The organism is Streptomyces deccanensis, from assembly GCF_022385335.1.
GTDB lineage: Bacteria > Actinomycetota > Actinomycetes > Streptomycetales > Streptomycetaceae > Streptomyces > Streptomyces deccanensis.
In genome coordinates, this window is record NZ_CP092431.1 from 8,079,685 (window position 1) to 8,103,253 (window position 23,569).

17 protein-coding genes and 1 pseudogene are annotated in these 23,569 nt (G+C 71.5%); 6 read left to right on the plus strand and 12 right to left on the minus strand.

The window, feature by feature from the left end; translation table 11 throughout:
* Nucleotides 1–44: 44 nt before the first annotated feature.
* The 4 genes from sbnB to L3078_RS35800 are packed head-to-tail and all read right to left on the minus strand — an operon-like array spanning nt 45 to nt 7,199.
* Nucleotides 45–1,088, minus strand: a complete 1,044-nt coding sequence (gene sbnB / locus L3078_RS35785; protein ID WP_239758069.1) for a 2,3-diaminopropionate biosynthesis protein SbnB — start codon at nt 1,086–1,088, stop codon at nt 45–47.
* Nucleotides 1,085–2,209 carry a TauD/TfdA family dioxygenase gene (locus tag L3078_RS35790; protein ID WP_239758070.1) on the minus strand — a complete coding sequence of 375 codons (1,125 nt, stop codon included), beginning with the start codon at nt 2,207–2,209 and terminating at the stop codon, nt 1,085–1,087. Before L3078_RS35790 ends, sbnB begins: the two co-directional genes overlap by 4 nt.
* Nucleotides 2,206–4,698, minus strand: a complete 2,493-nt coding sequence (locus L3078_RS35795; RefSeq protein ID WP_239758071.1) for a non-ribosomal peptide synthetase — start codon at nt 4,696–4,698, stop codon at nt 2,206–2,208. The genes L3078_RS35790 and L3078_RS35795 overlap by 4 nt, the downstream gene beginning before the upstream one ends.
* A gap of 14 nt (nt 4,699–4,712) precedes the next feature.
* On the minus strand, nt 4,713–7,199 hold the full coding sequence (locus L3078_RS35800; RefSeq protein WP_239758072.1) for a Pls/PosA family non-ribosomal peptide synthetase: 2,487 nt from the start codon (nt 7,197–7,199) through the stop codon (nt 4,713–4,715).
* A gap of 592 nt (nt 7,200–7,791) precedes the next feature.
* Here L3078_RS35800 and L3078_RS35805 point away from each other — a divergent pair.
* Nucleotides 7,792–8,916 (plus strand): YihY/virulence factor BrkB family protein, encoded by a 1,125-nt coding sequence (locus tag L3078_RS35805; protein WP_179201803.1) that lies wholly within the window; start codon nt 7,792–7,794, stop codon nt 8,914–8,916.
* A gap of 162 nt (nt 8,917–9,078) precedes the next feature.
* Here the strand turns inward: L3078_RS35805 and L3078_RS35810 are convergent, their stop codons facing one another.
* The gene (locus L3078_RS35810; RefSeq protein ID WP_239758073.1) at nt 9,079–9,930 is read right to left on the minus strand and encodes an NmrA family NAD(P)-binding protein; all 852 of its coding nucleotides are present in this window, start codon (nt 9,928–9,930) and stop codon (nt 9,079–9,081) included.
* Nucleotides 9,931–10,011: 81 nt separating this feature from the next.
* On the opposite strand from L3078_RS35810, the gene L3078_RS35815 reads away from it, so the two are divergent.
* Nucleotides 10,012–10,950 carry an AraC family transcriptional regulator gene (locus tag L3078_RS35815; RefSeq protein WP_239758074.1) on the plus strand — a complete coding sequence of 313 codons (939 nt, stop codon included), beginning with the start codon at nt 10,012–10,014 and terminating at the stop codon, nt 10,948–10,950.
* Nucleotides 10,951–11,088: 138 nt separating this feature from the next.
* Entirely contained in the window at nt 11,089–11,778 is a 690-nt protein-coding gene (locus L3078_RS35820; RefSeq protein ID WP_239758075.1) for a helix-turn-helix domain-containing protein, read from the plus strand.
* A 3-nt stretch (nt 11,779–11,781) separates the two neighbouring features.
* Here the strand turns inward: L3078_RS35820 and L3078_RS35825 are convergent, their stop codons facing one another.
* A complete protein-coding gene (locus L3078_RS35825; RefSeq protein ID WP_239758076.1) occupies nt 11,782–12,186 on the minus strand; it encodes a VOC family protein in 405 nt (134 codons plus the stop codon).
* A 143-nt stretch (nt 12,187–12,329) separates the two neighbouring features.
* Here L3078_RS35825 and L3078_RS35830 point away from each other — a divergent pair, with 143 nt between their 5' ends.
* Nucleotides 12,330–12,983, plus strand: coding sequence for a hypothetical protein (locus L3078_RS35830; RefSeq protein ID WP_239760593.1), 654 nt, complete (start codon nt 12,330–12,332; stop codon nt 12,981–12,983).
* Between the two features lie 160 nt (nt 12,984–13,143).
* On the opposite strand, the gene L3078_RS35835 is transcribed toward L3078_RS35830, so the two are convergent.
* The 6 genes and pseudogenes from L3078_RS35835 to L3078_RS35860 form a co-directional block, all read right to left on the minus strand.
* Entirely contained in the window at nt 13,144–13,836 is a 693-nt protein-coding gene (locus L3078_RS35835; protein ID WP_239758077.1) for a hypothetical protein, read from the minus strand.
* A 117-nt stretch (nt 13,837–13,953) separates the two neighbouring features.
* Nucleotides 13,954–14,421: a hypothetical protein gene (locus L3078_RS35840; protein ID WP_239758078.1), complete on the minus strand. Its 468-nt coding sequence runs from the start codon at nt 14,419–14,421 to the stop codon at nt 13,954–13,956.
* A complete protein-coding gene (locus L3078_RS35845) occupies nt 14,418–15,668 on the minus strand; it encodes an IS256 family transposase (RefSeq protein ID WP_239758079.1) in 1,251 nt (416 codons plus the stop codon). The genes L3078_RS35840 and L3078_RS35845 overlap by 4 nt, the downstream gene beginning before the upstream one ends.
* 57 nt (nt 15,669–15,725) lie before the next feature.
* Nucleotides 15,726–16,083 (minus strand): annotated as a pseudogene (locus L3078_RS35850) (hypothetical protein); the annotation flags it as partial.
* A 444-nt stretch (nt 16,084–16,527) separates the two neighbouring features.
* Nucleotides 16,528–18,645, minus strand: coding sequence for a sulfatase (locus tag L3078_RS35855; protein ID WP_239758080.1), 2,118 nt, complete (start codon nt 18,643–18,645; stop codon nt 16,528–16,530).
* A 192-nt stretch (nt 18,646–18,837) separates the two neighbouring features.
* Entirely contained in the window at nt 18,838–19,878 is a 1,041-nt protein-coding gene (locus L3078_RS35860; protein ID WP_239758081.1) for a LacI family DNA-binding transcriptional regulator, read from the minus strand.
* 407 nt (nt 19,879–20,285) lie between these two features.
* Between L3078_RS35860 and L3078_RS35865 the strand changes: the two genes are divergently transcribed.
* Together L3078_RS35865 and L3078_RS35870 are read left to right on the plus strand one after the other, a co-directional pair.
* Nucleotides 20,286–21,197 (plus strand): trypsin-like serine peptidase, encoded by a 912-nt coding sequence (locus L3078_RS35865; RefSeq protein ID WP_239758082.1) that lies wholly within the window; start codon nt 20,286–20,288, stop codon nt 21,195–21,197.
* Nucleotides 21,194–23,563 carry a TCP-1/cpn60 chaperonin family protein gene (locus tag L3078_RS35870; protein ID WP_239758083.1) on the plus strand — a complete coding sequence of 790 codons (2,370 nt, stop codon included), beginning with the start codon at nt 21,194–21,196 and terminating at the stop codon, nt 23,561–23,563. The genes L3078_RS35865 and L3078_RS35870 overlap by 4 nt, the downstream gene beginning before the upstream one ends.
* Nucleotides 23,564–23,569 lie beyond the last annotated feature (6 nt).

The window sequence follows — 23,569 nt, forward strand, 5'->3', positions numbered from 1 at the left end:
TGCCCCCCTGGTTGTGCACTGTCGTACGCGCTGCGCCCCGGCGGTCAGCCGTGGCGGCGCAGCTCGTGGAAGAAGTCGTCCACGACCCGCAGTCCGCCGGAGCGGGCCACTTCCTCGTGGACATGAGCGCCGACCGCGAGGTCCAGGACCCCGAGGCCGAACGGCGAGAAGACCACCGGACGGTCCGCCGGCACGGTCGCCCGGCCGGTGAGGACGTCATGGAGCGTTCCGTCGAGGAAGTCCCGTGCGCCGGTGAGCTGTTCGGTCAGGTGCGGTGACGTGTTCGCCTTGAGGCAGTGCTCGACGTCGTCGACGAAGTTCGCCGACGCGAGCAGCACCTCGGGCGCGAGATCGCGCAACGACACGTGCAGCACCAGCGGGTGGTGGGCGAACCACTTGGGTTCATGGATGTGCGGTTCGCCCGCGATCGTCGCGAAGACCACCAGGTCGCTCGCCCGGATCACGTCCTCGGCGCTGTCGTGTACCGTCACGCGCCCGTCCGCGCCGGACCGCTCCAGGTACCCGCAGAACCCCCTCGCGCTGTCCGCGGACAGGTCGTGCACCCCCACCTCCTCGAACGAGAAGCCGGTCGCCACGAGGAAGGTGTGGATGTACCGGGCGATCAGGCCCGTGCCGAGGAAGCCGACCCGTGTCGGACGCGGCGCCCCCCGGCGCGCCCCGCTCAGCCGGTCGGCCGCCAGCGCCGCCGACGCGGCGGTCCGGGTGGCGCTGATGATGGACGCCTCCAGACACGCGAACGGGTACCCGGTGGCGTGGTCGTTGAGGATGAGCACGGCGGAGGCGCGCGGCAACCCGCTCGCCGTGTTCTCCGGGAAACTGGAGACCCACTTCAAGCCGTCCACCTGGTACTTCCCGCCCAGTGAGGCGGGCAGCGCGATGATCCGCGAGGACGGACGGTCGGGGAAGCGGAGGAAGTACGACGGCGGGTTGACCGTGTCGCCGGTGTCCCCGTTCCCGTGCAACAGGTAGGCGTGCTCGACCAGTTCGACGATCTCCCGTTCCCGGCCCCGCAGGGCCTGCCGCACCTGGGCGCCGGAGATCACGGCGAAACCCGGAACCTCGGTCATCGGAAGCTCACCTCGTCCTTCGCGTCGGAGACATGTGTGTCGCGGTCCTTCGTGTGGCGGCCCGGTGCGTCGTGGCCGGTCTGCCGTACCGGGTCCGCCAGACCCACCAGCACCTCGCGCGGCCCCTCGTAGGGCTCACGGCTGTGGGCGCAGCGGACGTTGTCGACGAGCAGCAGGTCGCCCGGTCGCCACGGTGTGCGGACGGTGTGCGTCTCGTAGACCTCGTTCAGGGTCGCGACGACGTCCGGGCCGATCGGATCGCCGTCGCCGTAACGGGTGTTGAAGGGCAGCCCGTCGGCCCCGTACAGGTCCACGAGGTAGTCGCGGACCTCGGGGTCCATGGTCCATTCGTTGAGGAACGCGATCTGGTTGAACCAGCAGCGGCGGCCGGTCACCGGATGCCGGCGCACGGCGGCCCGCCGCTGCCGGGTGTGCAGCGACCCGTCGGGCCGCCAGTCGAACTCGATGGAGTGCGCCCGGCAGTACGCCTCGACGACCGTCCGGTCCGCGGTGCCGAACGCCTCGGCGACCGACGCGCCGATCTCGTCGTTGTACGAGCGGGTGAGCAGCCAGCCCTCCCGTTCGAACCGCTCCGTCAACTCGGTGGGCAGCGCCGCGAGTACGGCCTCGGCGTCCGCGATCCCGGTCGCCCCGCCCCGCTCGGCGGCCTCCAGACAGGCGAAGAGCAGCAGGCCGGGGAAGTCCAGCGCGTAGCTCGACTCGTGGTGCATGCACATCGGTTGGTTGGGCGGCCAGGCCGTCGAGGAGTGCACGCCGTCCGTGTACGTCCGGCGTGGCGCGAAGGCCTCCTGCTCGGTCGTCAGTGTGTCGGCCACCTCGTGGAAGACCGCGCCGACCTCGGCCGGGTCCCGCAGTCCGAGCCCGCGCACGAGCAGCGAGCCGTGCTCGGCGACGGCGGCCCGCAGGGCGCCGCGGTGTGCGGCCGCCCAGTGGGCGACGGGTTCGGCGGGGGAGACGGTCACGAGCGGCGGCTTGTCGGTCGAGAGTTCGATGTCCGGCAGTTCGATGTTCGGCACGGCGAGCGCGGCCGGGGGCGGCGTCGGCGCCGTGTCCTTGCGGCCGCGGCGTGCTCCGCCGCGTCGACGGCTCAGAAAGCTCACGACGACCTCCCCACGGTCCCGGCGGCCGTGCGCGGCGTCCCGGCGTCGGTCGCCGCCCCGGCCCTCGTGTCGATCAGCCCGGCCAGGTCGGCCAGGGTCGGATGCGCGGTCACGTCCTTGGGGGACACCGCCCGGTCGAGGGCGATCGCCAGCTTCACCGCCGACAGCGAGGTGCCGCCCCGGTCGAAGAAGTGGTCGTGCCGCCCGATCCGGTCCCGCGCCACCCCGAGCACCTCGGCCCAGACGGCGGCCAGCCGCTCCTCGGTCGGGGTCGCCGACGGTTCGCCCGACTCGCCCCGCACGGCGTCGAGTTCCTCGGCCAGAGCGGTCAGCGTCCGCCGGTCGATCTTGCCGTTGGCGGTCAGCGGCAGGCTCTCCCGCCAGTGGAACACCGACGGCACCATGTACGCCGGCAGCGACCGCGCCAGCCGGTCCCGCAGCGCCTCGCCCGCGAGCGGCCGGCCCGAGTGGAAGGCCACCAGGCGCGCGCCCCTGACGACCACCACCGCGCCGTCCCGCACGCCCGCCACCTTGAGCAGGGCGTTCTCCACCTCGCCGATCTCGATGCGGAACCCCCGCACCTTGACCTGGGTGTCCCGGCGGCCCAGGAACTCCAGCTTCCCGTCGGGCCGCCAGCGTCCCTGGTCCCCGCTGCGGTAGAGCCGCTCACCGGGGCGGTACGGGTCGGTGGTGAACGCCCGCGCGGTGCGCTCGGGGTCGTTGACGTACCCGCGCCCCACGCACACCCCGGAGAAGACGATCTCCCCCGGCGCGCCCAGCGGCACCGGGCGGAGGTGCTCGTCGACGACGTACACCCGGACGTTCCGGACGGGAGGGCCCAGCGGCACCCGGTCCCCCTCCGGGGCGCGGTCCATCACCTCGTGGTTGGTGTCGTCCGAGGTCTCGGTCAGCCCGTAGGCGTTGACCAGCGGTATCCCCGGCGCGGTGGCGAACCAGCGCTCCGCCAGCTCCTTCTTCAGCGCCTCCCCGGTGACCGACACCCGGCGCAGGTCGGGCAGTTCACGGGGGTGCTGCTCCAGATGGGAGAGGACCGCTTCGAGGTACGACGGCACCACCTGGACCACGTTGGCCCGGCCGTCGGCGATCCGGTCGACGAACCGCTCGACGTCCAGGATCGCCTCCTGCTCCACCAGCAGGGTCCGCCCGCCGGCCAGGGGCGCGGCCAGCAGCTGCCACAGGGAGATGTCGAAGCACTGGGGCGCGGTCTGCGCGACCACGTCCCCCTCGCCGATCCCGAGGTCGTCGAGCTTGGCGTGGAGGTGGTTGACCAACCCGGCGTGCTCGCACATCGCGCCCTTGGGCTCGCCCGTGGAACCGGACGTGAAGTAGATGTACGCCAGCCGGTCCGGTCCGATCTCCATGCCGAGGTCGGAGTCCGGATGGGCCTCGTCGTAGGCGTCCTCGACGAGCAGCCGCCGCACCCCGGGCAGGCCCGCCAGGGCCCGGTCCAGCGTGGCCGTGCTGCCCCGCTCGGTGAGCACCAGCTCGCAGCCGGCGCGGGCGAGGACGGTGGCGACGCGCTCGGCGGGGAAATGCGGCTCGACGGGCAGATAGGCGCCGCCGGCCTTGAACACCGCGAGGACGGCCGCCATCCAGTCCAGGTTGCGTTCGGTCACCACGGCGACGACGCCCTCGTGGCCGAGGCCCCGGACGAGCAGGGCCCGACTGAGCTGGTTGGCGCGGGAGTTCAGCTCGCGGTAGGTCCAGCGCCGGTCGCCGTGCACGGCGGCGACCGCGTCCGGGTGCGCCACCACCCGCTGCTCGAACAGCTCGTGCACCCGGAGGTCCGGCAGTTCGCGGTGCGGTCCGGCCAACCCGTCGAGCTGGTGGCGCAGTTCGTCGCCCGTCACCAGGCTCCCGCGCCCGCGTTCGGCGTCCGGTTCGGCGGCGAGCAGGGTGAGCGCGGTGACGTGGTATCCGGCGACGCGGGCCGCGGCGTCCTCGTCGAGCACGTCCGTGCGGTACCGCAGCCGGAGCGCCGGGCCGTCGTCCCGGTGCACCAGCCCGACCCGCAGGACCACGTCCTCGTCGAGGTCGCCGTCGCCGCCGGTGTCGAGCACCGTCTCGAACGGCGCCTCGTCCAGGCCGAGTTCGTGCCGCAGGGCGGCCACCGGGAACCCGGCGTGCGTCAGCAGCTCGGCGGTGGCCCGGCGGGTGTGCTCCAGCAGGGCGCGCCAGGTGCCGCCGGGCGCGGCGGTGAGCCGGCAGGGCAGCAGTCGGCCGTCCTCCAGCCAGCCGGTGGTGATCTCGGCCTCGCCCGACAGCGCGGCGAGCACCCCGGCGTGCGCGGCGAGCAGTGCGGACGTGCCGTCCGCCCCGGCCAACAGCCCGTCCGGCAACGGCACTTCGTAGGCGGCTACCCCTTTCGTCGGGGCGGTGCTCCACCGCGGTATCGCGGTCCGCCCCCCGGCGGTGAGCACCTCGTGCCAGTACGTGCGGGCAGCGTCGCCCGGCTCCAACGGTTCCATGTTCTTCCCCCGATTCACCGTGTTCCGGTGGTCTCCGTCGCCGGGTTCCCGCCCCAGCGCGCGTGCGGCGGCACCTCTTCGCCCTTCATCAGGAAGGAGTCGGGCGCCAGCACGGCCCCCTCGCCCAGCGTCACGCCGTAGTGGACGAACGCCTGGACCTCCAGCGTGCTGCCGGTGCCGATCGTGACGTGGTCGGACTTGTAGGTGCCGTCCTCCTGCGAGTGCGCCTGGATCTTGCTGCCGGCGGCGAGCGTGCAGTCGTCGCCGATGGCGGTGAGCGTCCGTTCGGTGATGTACGCCCCGTCGTCGAAGACCCGGCGCCCGATCCGGACCCCGAGGAGCCGCCAGACGAGGTTCTTGTACGGGGTGCCGTTGAGGACCTCCAGATGCTGGTCGGGCAGCTTCCACAGCCGCTCCTGCCGCCAGAAGACGGGGTCGTAGATGGAGCACAGCCGGGGGCGCAGCGGCCGGAACCCGGTCAGGGCGCGCTCCACCAGCGTGTAGTAGAGGGTGGTGAGGACGAGGGCCGCCAGGGGCAGCGCGGCGAGGGCGAGCGGTGCCGCCGGGCCGTTCCCGTGGCCGTACAGGTCGAAGGCGGCGAAGCCGAGGACGGTGAGCGCGAAGGTGTGCAGCCAGCGCAGGAAGAGGAACAGCGCCATCGTGCGCAGGTTGAAGCGGTTCTTCGCGGTGAGCCGGCGGTGCAGTTCCTCGCCCTCGCGCAGATGGTCGAAGCGGCTGTCGCGCTCGACCGAGCGGGGTATCTCGAAGGGCGGTGAGCCGAGCAGCCCGACCCCTTCGCGGATCTCGCCGTCGAGGGGCACCAGCACCTTGGTGGCCAGCAGACAGTTCTCGCCGGTCCGGCCGCCGACCGGGTAGGCGATGGCGTTGCCCAGGAAGTTGTGGCCGCCGATCGCCGTCCGGGAGAGCCGGAAAGACGTGCCGGAGTAGTCCGCGTTCATGACCGACAGGCCATCGGCGACCATCGTGCCGCTGCCGACCGTCACCAGGTACGGCGTCTCGTGCTGCACCTCGGTGCCGAAGTTGGACCCGGTCTGTTCGACGCGTGAGAGGTCGTATCCGAGGGTCTTGAGGTACGGGACGATGTACGAGCTGTCGCCGCACAGCCACTTGAAGAACTTGATGTTGGTCAGGCGGGCGATCGCGCGGTGCACCGAGTAGTGGAAGCCGTACAGCGGATAGACGCGGTCGGGCTTCACCAGCGGGCGCAGCAGTCGCGGGACGACGAACACCAGGACGGCTCCGACGAGGATCGAGCCCGTGAACAGCGCGAGCGACAGGGCCGCCGCCTCGACGTAGAAGCGCCCCGAGGTGGTGTGCCGCGACGTCGGGTCGAGCAGGGTGTCCAGTTCGGGCGCGGCGGTGAGCAGCAGATAGGCGCCGCCGACGGCCAGCGGCACGTACAGCAGCAGGGTCTGTAGCAGGGCGGCGAGCCCGTATCCGGCCCGGCGCGGCGTGCCGCGGGGGAGCGGGGGGACCCGGATGTGGTCGACGTCCGTGGGGCGGGCCGGTGAGCCGTGCCAGCTCTCCCCGGCCGGGACGGACTCGCCGGCGCGCAGCGCGGAGGAGTGGCCGAGCTGGGAGCCGTCGCCCAGCGCGGTGTCGATGTCGAGGACGGTGTGCTCGCCGACGAAGGCGTCCCGGCCGAGGGTGACGGGGCCGGTGCGGATGCGCCCGGCGCGCGCCCGGTAGCAGAGGAAGTAGGAGTCCTTGCGGATGATGGTGCCCGCGCCGATGGTCAGCAGGTCGGTGCAGACCGGGACGGTGCGGCTGAGGACGGTGACGCCCGGTCCGATGCGGGCGCCGAGGGCCCGCAGATACAGCACGTACAGCGGGTTGCCGACGAACAGGACCATCGGGCTGGTGCGCAGCAGTGCCTTGACCAGCCAGAACCGTAGGTACGCCGGGCCCCACACGGGGAACTCCACCGGCTTCCACCGCCCGATCAGCAGCCACTTGGCGGCGACCGGCAGGGTGCACAGGGCGAGGAAGGCGAGCGCGCCGAAGACGGCCGACCGCAGATAGATCCCGAGCGTCCCGGAGGCGTCCGCCACCCACTCGTACCCCTGTGCGTATCCGGAGGTGGCGAGCAGGCAGTATCCGGTGAAGAGGAGCAACTGCGCCACGCCGCACAGGACGTAGCGGAACGTGCTGCCCGGGGGCACGGACTCGGCCGGCTCGGGCGGGGTGGCGGGTGGTGCCGGTGCCTCGGTCAACGCGAGGGCGAGGCTGCGGATGGTCGGATGGCCGTAGACGTCCCGGATGGACACCGAGGGCAGATCGGGGTGCTTCCTGACGCGGGCACAGAAATGCGCCATCGTCAGTGAGTTGGCACCGAGGTCGTCGAAGAAATGGCTTTCTGCGGGCACGTGTTCGACGTGTGCGACGCCGGCCAGAACTTCGGCGAGGAGTCGCTCTACGGCGGTGTACGATTCCGCCGCGTCCGGCTCGGCCCCCTGGACCTCGCCCGGTATTTCCACCACGGGTCGTGGCGCTGGCAATGTCATTGAATTTCTCCGCGACAGGTATTGCGATGGAAGGCGCCCGGGGGTGACGGGACGGCGCGCGGAATGACAGAAAGAGGGGGGAGGGTTGCGGGAACGGAAAGCGGTGACGTATGTGGCGGAACTGATCAGGCCTGGTCGGAGCCTGGGCTGATGCCCCGGTGTGCGCTGGGCCGGCATCTGGTCCAGAGAGGCGCAGCGGAATGCAATCCGGATTCTTTCGGTACCTTCGTGAACCGGTCAAGGGAGGTCGGGTGATTGACGCTTTCCCGCCCCTTTCCCGATCTCGCCCGACCTGTCGGAACCGAGTCCGCACAGTACTTCAACGGGGAACTTTCCAGAAGGGCGGTACAAACACGCTCGCACGTTCCGCTTTCGGCCCCTCAATGATTCAGCCAGCACGTTCATGACAGAAAAGGCGATTCGGAATCACCTTTGGTTTCTCCTGGGTTTCCCTTCCATTGCTGCCCCGTGACGCGACCGGAGGGGACCGTGCGCCGCACGCGGCCCCTGTCGCGGCAGGCGGCACCGGGAGGTGAGGGCGGCACGCGCAGGCGGATACCGTTAGGGCGTGCAGCCAGCAAGTCAGTCACCCCCACCGTCGGAGAGCCCCCATGGGCGTCTCCACCGCGCCCGCGCCCTCTACCGGGACGTCTCCAAGCGCAGGACCGCCTGGCTGCTCCTGAAGGACACCGTCAACTCCTGCATCGAGTACCGCATCCTGGGCCTCGCCGCCGAGGCGGCGTTCTTCACGCTGCTCTCCGTGCCGCCGCTGCTGCTCAGCATGATCGGTCTGCTCGGCTACGTCGACGACTGGACCGGCGCCGACACCATCGCCAGCCTGGAGCTCAACCTGCTGGAGGCGTCCCGCACCGTCCTGTCCGAGAAGGGCGTCGCGCAGATCGCGCAGCCCATCCTGGACGACGTGATGAAGGGCGGTCGCCCCGACGTCATCTCCATAGGCTTCCTGTTCGCCCTGTGGTCCGGCTCCCGCGCGGTGAACGTCTTCATCGACACCATCACCGTCATGTACGGCCTCGACGGGGTCCGCGGCATCGTCAAGACCCGCCTCATGGCGTTCCTGCTGTTCATCGTCGCCCTGCTGATCGGCTCGATCGCCCTGCCGCTGATGGTGGCCGGCCCCGACGCCGTCGTCCGGATCGTCCCCTGGTCCGCGACCGTCGTGCAGGTCCTCTACTGGCCCGTCGTCATCGTCCTGTCCATCGTCTTCCTCACGACGCTCTACCACGTGTCCGTGCCGGTCCGTTCGCCCTGGGTCGAGGACGTGCCCGGCGCCCTGGTCGCCCTCGGCATGTGGGTGCTGGGCAGCTTCCTGCTCCGCATCTACCTGACGAACACGGTCGAGGGCGCGACGATCTACGGCTCCCTGGCGGCCGCCGTCGCCGTCCTCCTCTGGATCGGCGTGGGCGCCTTCGCCGTCCTCGTCGGCGCCGCCGTCAACGCCGCGATCGACCGCGTCTGGCCCGCCGCCGCCACGGCAGCGGCCCGTGCCGCCAACGAGCGCCTCCGCGAGGAACAGGCCGCCGAGTACGTGGCCCGCGCCGCCGCCGCACGCTCCCACGACCCGGAGGACCCCGACATGCCCTCCGAGTTCCCGGAACGCTGGTCCCGCTTCCTGCCCCCGGAGGACGTGACGTCGCGACTGCGGTCGCCGGCGAAGAAGGGGGAGGAGTAAGCAGCAGACAGGTGGGCGGTGCGTTGTCAGTGCCGGGCAGCCAGGGTTTTCAGGGGCGCGGGGAACTGCGCGAGCAACCACGCACGGCCCGCAGCCCGCGACGCACCCGCACCCCCACGGCGCTCACGCTCCCCGCACCGCACCGCCCCGCCCCGCCGCCACTCAACCCTTCCAGACCCCCACCCCCGCCGCCTCCCGGACGAACTCGCCGAAGTCGCGCGCCTCACGGCCCAACACCGCCCGCACCCCGTCGGAGACCGCCGCGTTGCGCCCGTCGAGCAGCCCCTCGAACGCCTCCACCAACGACGCCACCTCCTCCGCCGGCACCCCGAACCCCAGCAACTGGTCCCCGTAGTCCCGCGCCGACACCGGCACATAGGCGAACGCCCTGGCCGTGACCGCCGAGATCTCCGCCACCGCCTCCCGGAAGCTCAACAGCCGCGCCCCCGTGACCTCCACGGTCCGCCCCACGTACGCGTCGCCCGACGTCAGCGCTCTGACCACCACGTCCGCGATGTCCCGCACATCGACGAACGGTTCCTGAACCTCACCACCGGGAAACACCAGTTCCCCCTGCCGCAGCCCCTCCACCAGCGGCCCCTCGCTGAAGTTCTGCATGAACCACGCCGCCCGCACGATCGTCCACTCCGCCCCCGACGCCCGCACGGCCTCCTCCGCGGGAGCCGCGAGATCCTGCCCGCGCGCCGACAGCAGCACCAGCCGCCGTACGCCCTGCGCGACCGCCTCCCGGGCCACCCCGCCGATCCCCGCGGCGGCCCCCGGCGCCCCGATGTCCGATGGGTACACCAGGTACGCCGCGTCCGCACCGCGCAGCGCCGGCGCCCAGGTGGACCCGTCCAGCCAGTCGAACCCGCTCGCGCGGGACGCCGCCCGCACCGTGAGGCCGGCGGCCCGCGCCGCCTCCGCGACCCGGCTGCCCGTACGCCCCGAGGCCCCCGTCACCACCACCGTCATGTCCTGAGTACGTGCCGTGTTCTCCGTGTTCTCCGTCATGCCTCCAGTGAAGGGCTCCGCGCTCCCGCACCCCATCGCCGAACGGCTCATTCCCATAAGCGCGCGTCTACGCTGACGGACATGGACGCACTCACCGGCCTGCTGGAGGGCCCGCGAGCCCGTGGCGCCTTCATGATCCGTGCGTGCTTCGACCCTCCCTGGTCCGTACGCGTGGAGGACCGCGCCCCGCTCACGGTCATGCTCATGGTCCGGGGCGACGCCTGGATCGTCCCCGACGAGGGCGGCGGGGAGCGGGTACGGCTGCGCGCCGGCGACCTCGCGATCGCACGCGGCCCCGCCCCGTACACCTGCGCCGACGACCCTGAGACCCCGCCCCAGGCCGTGATCCTGCCGGGCGCCGAGTGCAGTTACCCCGACGGCCGCCCCCTCAACGGCTCGATGGACCTCGGCGTCCGCTCCTGGGGCGACCGGCTCGACGGCTCGGCGGTGGTGCTGATCGGCACGTACCTCTGGCAGGGCGAGGTCGGCGGACGCCTCCTCGACGCGCTGCCACCGCTGCTCACGCTGACGTCCGAGGAGTGGCCGTGTCCGCTCACGCCCGTTCTCATGGAGGAGATCGTGCGCGACGAGCCCGGTCAGGAACTCGTCCTCGACCGGCTCCTCGACCTGCTGGTCATCGCCGCGCTGCGGGCGTGGTTCGCCCGGCCGGACGCGGCTCCACCGAAGTGGTACGCCGCGATGTCCGACCCGGTCGTGGGGCGGGTGCTGCGGCTGATGCAGGACGACCCCGCGCATCCCTGGACGGTGACCTCGCTGGCCGCGAAGGCGGGGGTCTCCCGGGCGGCGCTGGCCCGGCGGTTCAACGAGTTGGTGAGGGAGCCGCCGATGACGTACCTCACGGGGTGGCGACTCGCGCTGGCCGCGGACCGGTTGCGCGACAGCGACGACACGCTGGAGGCGATCGCCCGACAGGTGGGCTACGGGAGCGCGTTCGCGTTGTCGAGCGCGTTCAAGAGGGTGTACGGGGTGAGTCCGCAGGAGCGTCGGCGGGCTGTGTAGCGCGGGTGCCCGGGAGCGCGGGGGCCCGGGAGCGCCGTGGGGGCGGGGTCGTCCGCGGTCCGCGGGTGGGTCGTGGTTGCTCGCGCAGTTCCCCGCGCCCCTTAAAGGCCTGGTGGTCACCGGCGTAGCCTTCTTGGTGTGTATGGCGAAAGGGCCTCTCGGCTGGGTGGGGCCGTGGTGTGGACCAACCGTCCGAGTGGGCCGCAGGGTGCGGGGCGGGTGCTTCCCGACGGGTGCATGGACCTGTTGTGGAACGACGGGCGGCTGCTGGTCGCCGGGCCGGACACGACGGCGTACGTCCCCGAAGGGCGGGCCGGCAGTTGGGCGGGGCTGCGGTTCTTCCCCGGGCAGGCGCCCGACTTCCTGGGGGTGCCCGCGCACGAGTTGCGGGACCGGCGGGTGGAGCTGGCCGAGCTGTGGTCGCCCACCGTCGTGCGGCGGCTCACCGCCCGGGTGAACGCGGCGGACGATCCGGCGAGCGGACTCGAAGAGGTGGTCCTGGAGCGGGCGGCCGAGGTGCGGCGGCCCGACCCGGTGCTGCGGCAGGTCGTCGACGCCCTCGGCGCGGGACGGCCCGTCGCGGCGACCGCCGACGAACTCGGGCTCGGCGCACGGCAGTTGCATCGGCGGTCGCTTGCCGCGTTCGGGTACGGACCGAAGACGCTGGCCCGCGTGCTGCGGCTGCAGCGGGCGCTCGCGCTCGCCCGGGACGGCGTGCCCTTCGCCGAGACGGCGGCCCGGACCGGCTATGCCGACCAGGCCCATCTCGCCCGTGACGTACGGGAGTTGGCGGGGTTGCCGCTCGGCGAGCTGCTCGGTGGGCGGTAGTGATCAGCCGGCGGCGGGCGACGGCAGGGGTGCGAAGAGGTCGACGCCGTTGCCGTCGGGGTCGAGGACCACGGCGTAGCGCTGGCCCCACTCCGCGTCCCAGGGCTTGAGTTCGCCGTGGTAGCCGGCGTCGACCAACTCCTCGTACACCGCGTCGACTTCGGCCGGACTGTCGCACAACAGGGCCAGCCCGGCGCCGCCGCCCGTCCCCCGGCGGTACTCCGGATGGAAGGAGCGGACGGTCTCCTCGGTGTCGAGCAGCAGCCGTAGCCCGCCCGGCAGTCGGGCCTCGGCGTGCGGCAGGTTATCGGCGCCCTCGGGGAAGGCGAAACCGAGCCTGCGGTAGAAGGTGACGGAGGCGGCCATGTCCGAGGCCACCATCCCGATCGCGTCGAGTCGTGGAGTCATGCGGCCACCGTAGGACGACCGGCGACGACAGGTCTTGAAGGAATCGGACACCGGCGTATCGGGTGTGAGGGTAAGCGCTCTCACGGAACGGACTCTTTGGCTCACCTGTGGAACATCTGTGCGGCAGGATGGACGGCATGTCCATGCTCCGTACCGCGCGTGTACTGCTGCCCCTGGCGTTGCTGCCGTTGCTGCTCACCGCCTGCGGGGCCGAGAAGGTCGTGGTCGCGGACCGGGAGCCGCCGGCACCGCGCCCTGACCGGGCGGAACTGCACGCCCGTGCCGAGGCGCTCGGCCTCGCGCCGGGGCTCGTCTATGTCACCGAGTCCCCCGGGTTCACGCTGGCCCGGCAGTCGGTCGGCGTGTACGGGGCCGACGGGTTCTCCGCCGCCTACTGGTCCCGCAGGAACAGCGCGCAGCTCCTGCTCCTCGTCGACCGGGGCTCGATGACCGCCGGGAGCTGCGCCGAGGAGCCGGTGGGCCAGGGCACGGGCGAGGCGGTCAGCTGTGAGCGCGACGGGGACGCCTGGTACCGCACCTCGGCGGGACAGCACGAGTACGCGGTCCCGGAGGACGGTCACCTCGTCCGGATCAGCGCCGCCGAGGCCGCCGTCGACCGCGACGTCCTGCGGGCCGCTGCCCTCGCCGCCCACCGCCCCACCGACGCCGAACTGGCCTTCCTCCTCCCGCGCCACCACCGCGACAAGACCCCGCCCCACGGTGCGCCGGTCGAACGCGGTGATCTGCCCCCGGTCGGCGACGGAGCCCCGCGCAACGAGGTGGGCGCCTCGGGCTGAGTGCGTGTTTCTGGTCTCTGGTGCTTCGTGCGGCGCGATGTATCCAGGACGGGACCGTCGTCGAGCAGGCATGATCGCGGAGCCGCAACAGCGGCGGGCCCGAGCGGGGACACAGATTCTCGGAGCCGCCCGCGTCAGTGTGTGGAGCCGATCCCCGGCTTCATGCCGCTTCGAATGGCAGACCTGAACGCTCGTGCAGGGATTCGAGTGCGGTGTGGTCCACGGCCGCGACGCGCAAGGAGTCGGTGTTGTAGGAGTAACTGGCCAGAATGCGTCGCGATGGGTCGACGAAGCTCAGCCAGTGACCGCCCTTTTGCATCTCGCGAGACCCAACGTAGCTGAGCAGTGACTCGACGACCCCCAGTTGCTGCTCACGGATCCGGCAGGTGGCCTGGTGCGGCAGCGACCTCACGGCCTGCCTGCCGGCGACATTGATCAGGAAGGACGACAGTCTCCGGGATTCGCTGTACCACTTCCCGCCCGGCTCGCTTCGGCCATAGACCCTGGGGTCGGGCCAGCCGGCATCATCCGGGCGCACGCTCCACTGGGCGGGCCATCGGTTCTCCCCGCAGAAGATCAGATGTCCGTCCTCGACACCCAGGTGCTCGGGAACCATCACTCGGAGGGTGTGCTCGTGGCCGTTCGTGCCCATCAGCTCCGGGTGCCGGCCTGCGGCAGCGTAATAGTCACGCAATGCGTCCGGCAGGCTGATCCCCAAGCGATCCCCGACAGCCGTGACTTCGGCATCAGTGCATCCGTCGTTCGGATCGCAGCCACCGAACGCGGTCGACATGAGTTCCTGAAGCAACTCTTTGATCATGGCAGGCCCCAAGCCGATGGGATCATCACTCACTGCGAGTGAGCGTTCCGTCCGCAATGATCATAAGTGACCTGCTCACAACCTCTGCCGTGACGACAGATTTCGAAGTAGGGGTGGAGTAATAGTCAAGAGTTGTGGGTGCGCTGATCTTCAGTTCTTGCTGCGCTGAGTGAGACTGGTCCTGGCTGTGTTGCGGATCCGCTTGGTGCGGCCGGCTTCGGCGAGGATCTCGATGGCCTCGGTGTTCGCCTCGGCCGCGGTCTTGAGCTGGAGCCAGTTTGATGACTCGAGTAGGTCGTCCGGGTGCCAGGGCAGCTTGAGTTTGATGGCGCGGAAGAGTGCCCACTCCCGCAAGCGCTGGGCCAGGAAGGGGTGGCCGATCGTGGCCTGGTTCATCGCCTGTGCCCACTCGTTGTAGGCAGGATCGAAGTGGAGCTCGGCGGCTCGACGGTCAAGGTGCCGCACCACGGCGGAACGGGCCATCGTCAGGTCCGGATCGGTGAGCACACGGCTGACCAGGTCGACCTCGTCCGCGTCGGCGACCTGCTGAAGCTGGTCGAGATAGGCCGCGAAGCGGACGTGCTCGTCCGGATTCTGCACGATGTCGTGGAGGTTCATGCGGCCTGCTCCTCACGCTCGACCAGGACACCGTTCTCGAACCGTGCACCCGCTCGGACGAGAGGGACGAGGTGGGCGCCGGTGATCGCGCGCCATCGCGCCTGGGCGGACTCAACCAGCTTGAACACCATCGCGAGCGCCGCCGCCGGGCTGCCCGCCCCCCGGGTGACCTTCGTCCGCAGCTTGACCGTGGAGAACGTCGACTCAATCGGATTCGTGGTGCGCAGGTGAACCCAGTGCTCGGCAGGGAAGTCGTAGAACGCGAGCAGTTCCTCCCGGTCGTCGGTGATCTTCGCGACGGCCCTCGGGAACTTGGCGCCGTAGGTCTTCGCGAACGCCTCGATCGCCTTCCCGGCGTGGGCGCGGTCCTCCGCGTTGTAGATCTCCTGCATCGCCTTCAGCGCGCCGGGCTGCGCGGACTTCGGCAGGCAGTTGGTGACACTCCTGGCTTTGTGAACCCAGCACCTCTGCGGCCGTGCGGCCGGGAACACCTCGGTGAGCGCCCGCCAAAGGCCCATCGCGCCGTCCCCGATGACCAGCTCGGGGTCGCGCATGCCGCGTCGGCGGCAGTCCCACAGCAGATCGGCCCAGGACTCGGTGGACTCCCGCAGCCCCTCGGCCAGCGCGATCAGCTCTTTCGAGCCGTCCGGTCGCACGCCGAGCATGACCAGCACGCACGAGTGCGCCTGTCCGAGGCGGACCTTCGGGTGGACGCCGTCGGCCCAGACGTAGACGAAGTCGCGGTCGGACAGGTCCCGGTCCTGGAAAGCGGCGTGGTCGTCGCTCCACTGCTTGGTCAGCCGGGTGACGGTGGCGGGCGACAGGCCGGCCGTGCCACCGAGGAACTGCTCCAGCGCGGGGACGAAGTCTCCGGACGACAGGCCGTGCAGGTAGAGCAGCGGCAGCACCTCGGAGATTTTCGGCGACTTGCGGCACCACGGGGCGAGGATCTTCGAGGAGAACCACTTGCGCTCGCCCGTGGCGTCATCGACGCGGCGGTCGTCCACCCGGGGTGCTGTGACCTCGACCGGGCCGGCCGCGGTGACCACGGTGCGGGGCCGGTGGTGACCATTGCGGACGACCAAGCGACGGCCTCGCTCGTCGGTCTCGGCGGTCAACTCGGCTATGTACTGGTTGACTTCCGCCTCCAGTGCGGCGGCCAGCATCCGCCGGGCACCTTCTCGCACGATCTCGTCGATCAGGGAGCCGGACTGGGTGGAGCCGTCGTCGGTGACTACGCTGAGCACGGACGTACCTTCCCGACCCGCGCTGCAACGCGGGCCTACTCGGAGACCGTCAAAGGATCATCGGGAAGGTACGCCCTCCGCGTGCCTTCCCAAAACCGATCCACAAGTCTTGAGCATTGCTCGTAGGGGTGGCCTTGAGGCGGCTGCCTGGCTGATCAGGCGCCTGGCAGCATCAGCCGGCCAGTGTCGGCTTCCTTGGCCAGCTGGGGGTGGCTTCCTTCCGGGAGAGGCGTCGGGTCATGAGGGTGATGGCGGCCCAGGTGATCAGAGTCTCCGAGTGCTGGACGAGCCGTTCGTAGTCCCTCGCGTGGCGGCGGGCGTGCATCATCCACGCGAGGCTGCGCTCGACGACCCAGCGGCGGGGCAACACGACGAAGCCGGAGGCGTCCTTGGGGCGGCTGACCGACCCGATCGTGCTGGGCATGGCGATCACCACCCCTGCATGCCGGGGGCAGCTGACGCCGGCGGTGACACCGGCATGCGAAGTGGCGCCAGTCTGAACCCTCGGATTCCGGCTGACGAGCCTTACCGAAAGGTAGTTGACGAAGAATCAGAACATCTTCAGTGCGGCGTTCGCGAAGTCATAACGGTGACGCCTACGCGAACGCCGACCGCCTCTTGCGCCGGGCCCTCGTACGACACCGCTGCGAGCAGTACTAGGCATCCGATCGGCGGTCGACCTCTGACACCAACCGCACCCCGTACTCCGTACACTCCGCCTCGCCAACGCCACCTTGGACGGCCGCCAGGCGCCTGCGCAACCGCTGTGCAGCCCCCCACTGCCTGGCCCGACAGGCCGACGAGCAGAACGGCCCGAGGGCTCGGCCCGGCGTGGTGGCTCAGCGACGTACGCCGGCGATCAGGACGTGCCGCCGGGCTGCTGCGGCCCGAACGCCGTCATGAAGCGGTCGCGGAACTTGTCCATCCGCCATGTCGGCGTCGAGTCGGCGGGCTTGAGCCCGTCCGTCCAGCCCCAGTCGGCGATCTTCTCCAGCACCTCGGGGTCCTGCGCGACGATCGACACCGGAACGTCGTGGCTGGGGTTGTCGCCAGTGACCGTCTTGTTCGGCTGGTGGTCGCCGAGGAAGACCAGCACCGTGTCCTTCGAGCCGTACTTCGCGACGAAGTCGACGAGGCTGGTCACCGAGTACTGGATGGACTTGCGGTACTCGTCCCGGACGGCCAGCGGATCCTTCCAGACCTCCGTCGGGTCCTTGCCCTCGGCCTTCTGGAGGGAGTGGTAGACCGACCCGTCACCGATCTCCTCCTCGGGGATCGTCCTCGGGATGGGCGCCCACGGGTTGTGGCTGGAGGTCAGGATGATCTCCGCCATCATCGGCTCCCGGTCCTTCCTGCCGTGCTCCAGCTCCCGGAAGGCCTTCAGCGTGTACTGGTCGGGCATGGTGGACCAGCTGAACTTCGGCCCCTGGTAACCCAGCTGGTCAGAGTCGTAGATGTGGTCAAGCCCGAAGTACTTGCCCTCGGGCCAGGTCTTCTGGGTGCCCGGCACGATACCGACGGTGCGCCAGGCACCGGTGCGGCGGAACGCCTCGGTGAGGGTGAGCCGGTCACTCGCGACGAGGTTGTTGTACCGCGACTGGTTCTTGATCCACAGGCCGGACAGGAACGTGGAGTGCCCGAGCCAGCTGCCGGCGCCCGTGATGGGGGAGCGCAGCCAGCCGCTCCGCGAGGCGAAGCCGGCGTCCTTCAGCTCCTGGGTCTTCTGCGTGAGGGTCTCACCGAGCGGTTCGCCCATCCGCGGGTCGTCGATCGCGGAACGGCCGTAGCTCTCGATGAACGTGATCAGTACGTCCTTGCCGCGCAGCCCCGTCAGGAGCTGGTCCGGCGGTACGTCGGCGAAGGCGTCCACCGCGGCCTGCTTGCGGAACGCCTCGCCGTCCTTCAGGCCCTCGCTGACCGCCTCGATCCGGTTCTCCACGAGGGTGGCCGCGCTGTGCGAGGCGACGGGTACGTCGGATATCTCCAGCGTCAGCGTCGAGCAGGTGATCCACGCGGTCCCCAGGACGAGGAGCGTACGGCTCGCGGTGTGCCGGTTGCGCACCATCAGCCTGCTCAGCCGTACGACCGCGAGCGTCATCAGCACGGGCAGCGCGAGCGCGAGCGCGATCACGCCGACGGTCGCGGCCTGGGCGGCCGCCCCACCGAGCGAGTCCTTCATGAACGACTGCGCGTCGTCCAGCAGGATCCAGTCCAGTACCAGGTCGAAGGGGCGGTCCAGGGTCCAGTACGACCCCATGTCCAGCGCCTTGACGATCGTCAGCAGGCCGAGCAGCACGCCGACCACCACGACCGCCACGCGTCGGGCTTTCGCGCGCAGTACGAGCAGCAGTCCCGCCACGAGGATGCCCTCGGCCGGGATCCGCAGGAACCGACCGGGGTCCAGCTCCGTGATGTCGTTCGGCACGACGAGCGCGAACAGCACGAGCACGAGCGCCAGCCCGGTCCCGGCCCAGGCGACCCCACGCGCGAGCCGGGGGTGCCGCGAGCGCCAGCCGGGGGTGGGGGAGGGGGAGGGGGATGCGGTGAGCTGCGGTTCGGGGTCGGGCCCGGACTCCGGCTTGGGGGCGGGCTCGGCCTGCGGCTCCCGCTCGGCCTCGGCTTCGGAATGCGGCTCCGGCTCGGGGGCGGGGGCGGGCTCGGAAGGGGCCTCGGCATCGGGCTCCCGGCCCGACCGAGGTTCGGGAGCGGCTGCTTCGGCCCCCGGGCTGTGCTCCTCAGACTTCTCCGGCTCCGGCTCCGGCTCCGGCTCGGTCTCGGCCCCGGTCTCGGGCGTTCGGGCCTCGCTCGTTCCCCCGCCCGATTCCTCCTGCTCGGCCTCCACGACCTGCTCGGTCTCCACGACCTGCTCGGTCTCCACGGCCGCGTCCCGTTTCGGAGGGGCGGCGTCCTCCGGGGCCTCGTCGTCGTCCGGTGCCGGAGTGGGTCCCGGAAGCTGCGGAGAGCGTATGTGCGACAACCCGAAGGTCCTTCCCTGTGGAGCATGTGGAGCTCAGTGCTGGTGGTGCGGAGTGGGCCGGGGGCCGCGGGACCACCGGGACACCCGAAGGGACATCCCTATGCGTACGGTCCCACGACGCCCACCGTTCACCCCAACGAAGGTCCGCCGCAACCACTTCACCGAACCCCGGCGCACCCGGCCCCCACCGGCTCAGGCCGAGCGCGGCGCCCCCGTGCTGGCCCGCTCCACCAGCCGCGTCGACAACTCCGTGCGCGTGCCCTCCGGTTGGTCGCCCTCCATCATCCGCACCAGCAGCCGTAGCGCGGTCTGGGCCATCTCCGAGAGCGGCTGGCGGACGGTGGTCAGGCCGGGAGTCGCCCAGCGGGCCTCGGGCAGGTCGTCGAAACCGACGACGCTGATGTCGTCCGGCACCCGCAGCCCCCGCTCGGCCAGCGCCTCGTAGACACCGAGGGCCATCTTGTCCGAGCAGACGAACACGGCGGTCGGCGGCTCGGGGAGGTCGAGCAGCTGGAGCATGCGGTGCCGGGCGGTGGCCTCCATGAAGTTGCCGTAACGGACGTACTCCGGCCGGTACGGGACGCCCGCGGCCGTCAGCGCCGAGCGGTAGCCCGCCACCCGGGCGCTGCTGCACATCTTGCGCCGGTACCCGGCGATCACGGCGATCCGCTCGTGCCCGAGGGACAGCAGGTGGTCGGTGGCGGTCGTGCCGCCCTGCCAGTTGGCCGCGCCCACGGAGACCACGCCGGGCGGCGGCTCCAGCACCGGGTCGATCAGCACGAAGGGGATGCGGTGCTGGGTGAGCCAGGAGTACTGGGCGGGGGAGAGTTCGGCGAGGTTGAAGAGGACGCCCGCCGAGCCGCGGGCGGTCAGCTTGTCGAACCAGCCGCGTTCGGGGCGGGCGCCCCGGGTCCGGGTCAGGCCGGCTGAGACGACGACCTCCAGACCGGCATCGTGGGCGGCCTGTTCGACGCCGTGCAGTACGGCGCCGGACCAGGAGCTCTCCAGGGAGTGCACCACGAGGTCGACCATGCGCGGCGGCTTCGACGCCTCGAACCGGGGTCTGCGGACGTAACCGAGCCGGTCCAACGCCTCGGTGACCCGGCGCCTGGTCTCGGGGGCCACGTCCTCCCGGCCGTTGACCACCTTCGAGGCCGTGGGCACGGACACCCCGGCCTCGCGCGCCACCACCGCCAGCGTCGGCCCGGCCGTCGCGCTCCCGCCACGCACCATCGCGACTCCACCTCTCAGGGCCCGCCCGAAGGCCGGTGAAATTTTCGAACAGCGCTCCGCACACGACCGGATCCCGAGCCGCGTAGCAAGCGCTTCCTACGTTAAGCCCAACTCAACACGGCGGGAAGAAGCGGGGATTCAGAGGACCACATCAGCCAAAACTTTCGAAACCTCGAACAAGCCGGGGCCCGTCGGGGCGTTCATGCCGCACGCTGGACCGTCGGGAGCGAACGGGACATAGCGTGCTCCGTCGGCCAGTAGCGTGTCTGTCCGACAGGTCCGGCACCAGGGGGAGTTCCACATGCTGTACACGCAGATCTTCGCCGACACCGAGGTGAGAGACGAATTCCTCGACCGCTTCGAGGAGATCAGGGACACGTACGCGGCCTCGGGGGGGCCTGGAGAGCGTGGGAGGACTGGAGGGCCTCCTGAGCGTGGACCGGGCCGCCGTCGGCGTCCAGCGGATGATCGAGGGCACGTGGCAGCGCGACGACAGCGGGTTGGAGGCGATCGTCAGACGGTTCGGCCGTCCCGTCTATCTGGTCCAGCGCGACACCGTGGCGGCGACCGCGGACGCACCTGACGGCCGCGCGGAGAGCCAGGTGGTCGCCGCCCGGGTGAACGCCGCCCGGGACCGGCTGAACGGCGTCCTGCCCAGCGTCGGGAGGGTCGATCTGCGCAACCACCGCCTGGACTGGGTGGGCACCGCGTGGATGGTGGCGGAAGGACTCCTCGTCACCAATCGCCACGTGGCGCGGGAGTTCGCGGAGCCGACCCAGGGCGGCTTCGGGTTCCGGGCGAGCCCCATGGCGCGGGTGCACGCCTACGTCGACTGGTACCACGAGCACGGCCGGCAGCAGGAGTCCCGGTTCAAGGTGACCGAAGTGGTCTGGATCGAACCGGACTCGTCACCGTGCGACGCGGCCCTGCTGCGCGTCGCCCCCACGGGCGAGGAGGGCGAGTCCCTGCCCGCACCGATCCCCCTGACGAGCGGTGACGACGGCCTGACCCTGGGGCGTTGGGTGGGAGTCGTCGGCTACCCCGACACCGGCCGGCACGACGACCCCGAGGACCGGCTGCGCATCTTCGACGGCATCTTCGAGTGCAAGCGGATGGCACCCGGGCAGCTCATCTCCTTCCAGGGCGAGCGGTGGATCCACCACGACGCGACGACACTCGGCGGCAACTCCGGATCCGTCGTCGTCGACCTGGACACGGGCCGGGCCCTCGGCCTGCACTTCGCGGGTCTGCCGAAGAAGCGCAACTACGCGGTGCGCGCCCGGGACGTGGCCCGGCTCGTGCGCGAGCGCGCTTCGTGAACGGGGCGCGGCCCGCTCCGGACGCCGGGCTCCAGGCCATCACCGAGCCCACCGCCGGAATGCAGTCGGTCCAGCAGTCCAGGGCGATGCTCACCGAGGCCGAGCAACAGGTCGCCCGGCTGGAGCGCCGCGGGGTCCCGGTGGCCACCGGATTCCTGGTCGGACCCGGCCTGCTGCTCACCGCGGGACATGCCGTACGGCTCGGCCTCGGGGCGTGCGGCGCCGAACCGGTGAGCGGAATGGTGGCCGTCTTCGACCACGGCGCCGACACGGGGCACCCCCTCGCGCGGCACGGTGTGCGGATCCCGCTGGCCGCGCTGCTCGACTCCAGCCCACCCGCCACGGACGACCCGGCGCCGGACGGCGTGCCCACCGAGGAGGACGGCCTCGACTTCGCCCTCGTCCGGCTGGAGCGGCACCCGCCCGACGTGCTGGACCCGGCCGGCGTCCGGCGGCCGAGGGGCTACTACGGGCTGTCCCCCGACGAGTACACCTTCGGCAGCGGCACCCTGAACGTGTTCCACCACTCCCTGCGGCCGGACCCCGATCACGGGCGCAGCAGGCGAGAACGTCTCAGCCCAGACGGCCGACGCCTTCGGTACCAGGGCGCCAACACCCTCGAAGGCTCCTCGGGCAGCCCCGTAGTCACCGGCGACGGCCGCCTCGTGGCCCTGCACCACGGCTACCGGGGCAACGAGAACCAGGCCGTCCCGACCCGGCTCATCGCCGAGCGCGTCCTGGCCGGACCGCATGCCGCGCTGCTGCGCCGCGCCCTCGACGCGCTGCCGCACCACGCGCGGCCGCAGTATCCGGCCGCGGCCGGTGCCACAACTGTCGGCGGGGCCATGGGTGCCCTGCTCGGCCCCTGGCCCGCGCGCTCGGCAGCGGTCGGCCTCGACGGAGAGCCCGTGCGCGCGGCCGACGCCCGGGAGACGGCCGAGCACTTCCGGACGGCCGACCCGCGACGTGCCCTCGGCGTCGACCCGGTCGTGGAGGCCGCCCGAGCGATGGACACGACGGCCGGGGACGGGGCGGCCACCGCGGCCGTGCTGGCAGCGGCCCTGATCCGGGAGGCCGCCGACCGCTGTACGGCGGGCGCCGACCCACGAGAGGTCGCGCGCGGTGCCGTCGAGGCGCTGGCACGGGCCCGTGACGCGTTGTCCGGCCTCGTCGAACCCTGCACCCGGCCGGGCGCCGTCACCCGCGCGGCGACCGCGGACCGGCACCTGGCCGACGCCGTCTCGGCCGCCGCGTCGCTGGCGGGTCCGCACGGCATCCTCGTCTGCGAGCCTGGTGTGACCCGCACGGTCGAGACGCCCGTCGTCCGCCAGGGCCTGCGGCTGCCGGCCGGACACGCGTTCCCGTACACCACCGTCGCGGGAGCCGATCCCTGGACGCGCCGGATCCGGCTCGTACGGCCGTACGTCCTGCTGCTCGACTGTGTGACGGGCGACGGGGAGGCATTCGCCAGGCTGCGCGGCCGGATCGCCGCCGAAGGCAGTCCGCTGCTGATCCTGACCACCGCCGACACCTCTGATCCCCGAGCCGGTCTGCTGCGTGCGCTGGGCGACCCGGCGGACGGTCCCGTGCCGACGGTCGTCCGCGTCGCCTCCGTCGCGAACCGCCACCACCGGCTGCGCGCGCTGGCTCTGCTGACTGGAGCCACCGCCCTCACCGAGGACTCCCAAGTGCTCCCGGGAACCGCCTGGTTCGACGTCCTGGGCCGCGTCGACCTGGCGCTGGTCACCGCGCGAGAGACGGTACTCGTGGGCGGCCACCGGGATCCGGCGGTACTGGACCGATGGATCGCCGCTGCTCCCGCACGCCGCGCCCTGGCCGACTCCGACGACGAACGGGAGGCACTGGACGAACAGCTCGCCTGGCTGACCTCGCGCGCCGTGACCCTGGCCGTCGGCGCGGAGACGGCGGAGGAACTGGCACCGCGTGCGGCCGCCGCGCAGCGGGGCGCCCGGGCGGCCCAGGCCGCGCTGCGCTCGGGCACCGTGCCCGGCGGCGGACACGCGCTGCTCTGTGTCCGCGCCGCGCTCCCGTCCGATTCCGGCTCGGTCGGCACGGACGTCGTACGGGCCGCGCTCGCCGCTCCGTTCCGGCTGCTGGCGTCACGAGCCGGGATCGACCCGGTCGAGATCGAACGGCTGTGCGCCGAGCCTGATCCCGGTCGACTTGCCCAAGAGCGGCCGTTCGCCGACCTCGACGGAGTCCGTCCGCACGGGGACGGCCCCGACGGGGAGGGCCTGGATGGAAACGGTCCGGACGGGGACGGCCCGCGGGACGCCGTCGAGATCCTGGATCTCGCCCTGGAGACGGCGGGGAAGGCCCTGGTGGTCTTCCTCGACACCGTCTGACGCCTC